The organism is uncultured Gimesia sp., assembly GCF_937910335.1.
Classification (GTDB): Bacteria; Planctomycetota; Planctomycetia; order Planctomycetales; family Planctomycetaceae; genus Gimesia.
In genome coordinates this window covers 1-5,299 of sequence record NZ_CALEMX010000606.1, presented here as the reverse complement: position 1 = coordinate 5,299, position 5,299 = coordinate 1, and the positions used below count along the sequence as shown (strand labels likewise).

General features: G+C 45.9%; 4 protein-coding genes. 2 read left to right on the top strand and 2 right to left on the bottom strand.

Translation table 11 applies throughout. The features are described 5' to 3' along the window. A partial coding sequence (locus tag Q0668_RS24740) for an ABC transporter substrate-binding protein (protein WP_298869231.1) occupies positions 1-1,074 on the top strand: 1,074 nt, incomplete at its 5' end. A 95-nt stretch (positions 1,075-1,169) separates the two neighbouring features. Here the strand turns inward: Q0668_RS24740 and Q0668_RS24735 are convergent. Both Q0668_RS24735 and Q0668_RS24730 read right to left on the bottom strand, forming a co-directional pair. After that, positions 1,170-2,600: an MFS transporter gene (locus tag Q0668_RS24735; protein ID WP_298869230.1), complete on the bottom strand. Its 1,431-nt coding sequence runs from the start codon at positions 2,598-2,600 to the stop codon at positions 1,170-1,172. Between the two features lie 346 nt (positions 2,601-2,946). Continuing rightward, complete coding sequence (locus Q0668_RS24730) at positions 2,947-4,323, bottom strand: sulfatase-like hydrolase/transferase (protein WP_366918990.1); 1,377 nt, start codon at positions 4,321-4,323, stop codon at positions 2,947-2,949. Positions 4,324-4,840: 517 nt separating this feature from the next. Between Q0668_RS24730 and Q0668_RS24725 the strand changes: the two genes are divergently transcribed. Continuing rightward, positions 4,841-5,299: c-type cytochrome domain-containing protein (locus Q0668_RS24725; protein WP_298869227.1), on the top strand; the 459-nt coding region annotated here is incomplete at its 3' end.

Genomic DNA, 5,299 nt, shown 5'->3' with positions numbered 1-5,299 from the left:
GGGTCCAATAAAGAATTGGGCTATGATATGGTAATGGGAATGCAGGCCTGTTTTAAGTCCGTGAATGCAGCCGGAGGTGTTGGGGGGCGTCAGATAGAACTCATTGTGAAGGATGACGGTTATGAGCCGAATCAGGCATTGGAAAATATGCAGGAACTCTTTGAGGGTAATCAGATTTTTGCCGTGATTGGTAATGTAGGCACGCCAACCGCAGAAAAGACTTTTCGTTATGCGAATGAAAACAAATACCTCTTTTTTGCTCCTTTTACCGGTGCGCAAAGCTTGAGGCGTGATCCCCCCGATCGCTATGTATTTAATTATCGTGCCAGCTATGCTGATGAAACCGCAGCCATGGTGCACTATTTTGTTGAAAAGAAACGCATCGCGCCAGGTAAAATCGCCGTGTTTGCACAAAACGATTCATTCGGCGAAGATGGTCTTGCTGGTGTTGCCAAGGCATTGGAAAAGTATAATATTCAACCGGAAAATATTATCAGAGTTGGCTATGAGCGGAATACAACACAGATTGCGAGTGCGGTCAAAGCCATTGAAGAACTAAAAGATCAGATTGATGCTTTGATCATGGTAGCGACTTATAAGCCGGCAGCTTTGCTGGTTCAGCAGTTGAAAGATCGCCAACTCAATCTCTTGACTGCAGCCGTTTCCTTTGTAGGCAGTGACCCTTTGGCGCAGCAATTTAAAGAAATGGGCTCAGCGTATGCAGAAGGAGTCATTGTCACGCAGGTTGTACCTTATTATCTTTCCAACGCAACTGGGGTTTTACGCTATCGTGCTGCCATGCGAAAATACTACCCCCTGTCAAAACCGGGATTTGTTTCCCTTGAAGGATTTATTGCCGCAGAGTGTTTAATTGAAGGATTAAAGAAGGTGGAAGCAGCCGGTGAAACTGTGACAACCGAAAATGTGATCAATGCTTTGGAGAAGATTAACAATCTTGATCTGGGGATCGGTCCGATCATTAATTTTGGTCCTTCTCGACATCAGGCATCGAATCGTGTCTGGGGAACCGTGCTTGATAAAGATGCGAAGTACAAAGAACTCGAAATGCAATAATTCCTACGCGTTTTAGTTCAGGATTATTATAACCTGATCTGGGAATCATCCGGTCGCGGACGAGTCGAAAACTTTTCGCAAGTACCATTGTGGAGTTAAGGTGACTCGGGCTCGTCTAAGTTCGAATTCTTTTTACGATTACGTTTTTCTTTGCGGGAGGGGGGGGCATTCTCGTCAGAAACAAACGACCGATATAATCCAACAGGAAAGCGGAGAATTCGTAAGGGAGTTACACCCACCAGTTGAACCACGACTTGTGCAGTCCAGTGAGAGTCGGGTTCGCGGATTGTCCGAGCGAAAAAAGCGGCAGCCAGACGCATGATTAAACTAGCTGCAAAAATGATATGAAAATTATTGAAATCGATCCATCCCAATGACATGCTCCATCCCGTAGTCAATACTAGAAAAGCACCAGCGGCGATTGATGTGAGACCACCCACAATCCCAGCTACTGCTGTTCCAGCGGCGATAAACATCGTGCGGTTTTCTGCGGGCGAATTTTTGAGCATGAATCCATTGTTGGCAATGGCAATTCCCGCATTGAGAACCGAGTCAAGAATAAAAATAGGAACCATAATCCAAAACGCGACGATGGGATCGCGGGGCAAAAATAACAGGCCGAACATGTTGGTGGACTTAAATGCGGTATACAGAATCAGCATGGGTCGATTGCCAAAATGTTCGGCCAAATGACCCAGGCGATTCGAAAAAATTGCGCCGCCGACCCAGGCACAAGTCCATAGTAACAAAAGACGGAAGACGTCCATGCCGATATGGTCGAGTAGATAAAAACTGATAAATGGTGCCCCGAGCATTGCTGCAAAATGCCAAAAGCAGGTGAATGAAATGAACGACCGAAAATTCTTGTCATAGAATGGTGTTAAGAGTACTTCTTTCAGTTTGGGTTCTTTCATTTTAGTAACAGGAGGCTCATCAACTTTGAGAAAGATGAGGATGTCAATAATTCCAAAGATGCCGCCTAAAAAAATCAGTGTTGCGAATCCCTGCTGAATATCTAAACCGCTTTCCGCCAGGAAAATGGCTCCTCCCAGTAAGGAAATGATTCCACTCCAGTACATCCACAATTGACGAATTCCCCAATAGCGGTTCAACCCCTGATGCGGAAGGTAATCTCCCATCCATGAAAGCCATAAGGGAGTTGTGAAATGAATTAAAGCATGGTTGACGGCTGTGAGGATAATGAGCAACCAGAGCCACCATTGATCGGAAAGGTTGGGAAAGAAGAATGGCACAGCGGCTACGGGTATGAGTACTAATCTTTGTACGATCGTAAAAGAGAACCAGATCCAGCGCCGGTAGTGGATGTGATTAGCGAGTACCGCTGCCACAAATTGCATGAATAACATTAACGTAGGCAGAGCACCGAGAATACCAACATGCCAGCTTGTTGCACCAAGAGAGCGGGCAAATTCTATGGTCGCCGGTGACATCGTGAGCTGGGTATAGACCATGGCCAAACAACCAGCCACAATGATGCCTCGTTGGGCAACCTTCTGAGACCACACGAAATGTTTTCCAGATAAAAAGATAGTTTGAGCGAATAATTGACGGTTTTGTAGTTCAGGCTCTCATTGAACTCAAGACTGCAAGAGGCGATTCTAGATCTTTTAGGATCCAGCAAAAAAGGAATGACCTGGTGAGGTTTTCTGGCAGGATGAGCTGTCGTAAAGCATTCTGATAGCTTGAATCAGCTTAGTTGTTTCGTTCAACTATTACCAGCGTCATTCCGTCCGACAGAAATATTACCTGATGGGAAAATATCAGCGAATTGGCTGTTCGATCTTATTATATAGTGTTGTTTTCTGGTTCGGTTTCAGAGCAATCATAGTTCAAAAAATATTAAATGACACTTCAATTTGTTGTTGTTTTGGCTCTAGTTTTCATGGGGTAGTCAGGATCCCCGGCGTCCGCGGGCATCGTCGCATTCCACTGGAGTATCGCGGCGATGAGGCGTTTTGTCAGTTCTAGTTGCTGGTCAGTAAGGTTTTTCGATTCGGTGGGATCAGTTTCTAGATTGTGGAGTCGAGGGCGTTTGCCATCATAGTCACACAGAAGCTTCCATTTACCCTCGCGGACTGCCAGATCCGGAAGATTCTTATAACTGCGAAAGTTCTTTCGGTCTGGTGGACGACGGAAAAAGAGAGGGGCTGACCGAGAGTCCTTAGATTTTCCGACGAGAGTGTCAGCAATGTTCTCGCCATCGAAGTGTGCGTCCTTCGGTGCTGACACACCGCATAGATGTAGTAGAGAAGGAACAAGGTCGATCGCGGAAAACACAGATGATTTATTGATCGTGCCTTGCAGCGAATCAGCGATTAAACCTGGCCCCCAGGCGATGAGAGGCGAACGGATACCACCTTCAAACAAGGTTGCTTTCAGTCCTGTAAAGGGACCAGCGGAACCAGCATTTTGTTCAGGGCCGTTATCCGAGCAAATTAAGATGAGCGTATTGTCGTGCAAGGTGGTATCGTTCCTGATTCGATTAAACAAGTTTGAGAGTTGCTGATCCATTTCCTCTAAGACTGCCAGATAAAGACCTCGCCGGGTGTCGGTCCAGCGTCCCAAAGACGGGAAGAGCGGAGTATGTACATCATCCGGCCAGACGTTGATGTAGAATGGTTGTTTTTTTGCTTGAGCTTGATCGACAAACTCAATTGCTTTGTCTGCAAAACCGCCGGTGATTTTGGAACGCAGCATCCATTCAATCGGGGTTCCCAGGCGTGTGGCGTTCTCCCAGATTCGCCCTTTTTTCACGTCACCATTTTTTGTCGGAGTTTCTGTCAAAGGTAGCAGCTTTGCACCCATCCCTTCGAAGTTGGTTAACGATGCATCAAACCCATAAGAAGTAATAGCCGGTGCATTATCTACATCTCGCTGCCCGCCCATATGCCATTTGCCACAATGTGCTGTGGCATAGCCTGATTTTTGCAGATAGCGCGCCAGCATGGGGGTGGCTGGGTCAAGCCAATTTGCCACTCCTCTTTTTTCGTTTTTTTTCCGGTCGGCAAGATAGGATGTAATGCGATGGCGCTGAGGATATTGGCCGGTCGAGATGGCAACACGGGACGGAGAACAGATTGGCGAATTGACATAGAACTGATGGAAGCTGATACCCTCTTTGGCAAGCCTGTCAATATTAGGTGTGGCTGCTTCAGTATTGCCGAAGCACGAAAAATCGCCCCAGCCCATGTCATCAATGAAAACCAGGATAATGTTAGGACGCTCCATGGCAGACAGAGGTTGAACCAGGCAGGTCAAGTATGCGAAGAGAATGAGGAGAAGTAGTCTTATTCTCATCGGATGGATCTTTCGGTTTCAGTCAGTATGGTAAGTAATATGGTTGTCCCAGATTTCTTATTTTATGCGCGCCGGGGGAGCAGTATTAGCATGACCCATGATCAGAAAAGATTCAAGGATTGATTTTGATTCTTTGAACTCAGCAAATGTCAGAATACTGGTTCCAAACCCGCTAATATCCCGGATGTTTCGGAGAGGCATTTCACCTGGAAGAGACCCTTCTAGATCAGAGGGAGGGTTAGTAAACATAGATTAGGAATTTGAGTGATCTGAAGTATTGTGCGCTATGATATAATCCTTGCGATGCCTTCTGTTCTTGGTACAATAGAGACCCTGCATTTTGTGTTGACGTTACGCAATCAAAGGCCTCTTCGTTAGAATAAACTGATTCTGTGGAATGAGATGATTCTCTCCGTGTATCCCGCCTAAATGACATTGGATGATTACTATGATTCGCTCTGTTTTGCTTTCCAGTATGGGAATCATGCTGTTTCTCAATTCTGCTTTTTCAGCAGAGCAAACGAAGAAAGTTCAGCCAACCAAAGAGGGTTTGCAGTTTTTTGAATCGAAAATCAGGCCAGTGCTTGTCAACGAATGTTATGCGTGCCATTCATTAGAAGCAAAAAAAAACAACAAACTTGAGGGGGAATTATTACTGGATTCCAGCGCCGCGATGCTGAAAGGGGGAGATACGGGCCCGAGCATTATTCCAGGCGATGTGAAAAACAGTTTGTTGATTGCAGCGATTCGGCACGAGTCTTTTGAAATGCCACCTAAGAATAAATTATCGAAACAAGAAATTGCCGACTTTGAGAAGTGGATTCAAATGGGTGCACCCGACCCGCGCGATGGAAAGGTGCTTGAGTCAAAAAAAGAAAAAATTAATATCGCGAAAGCCCGTGAGTTC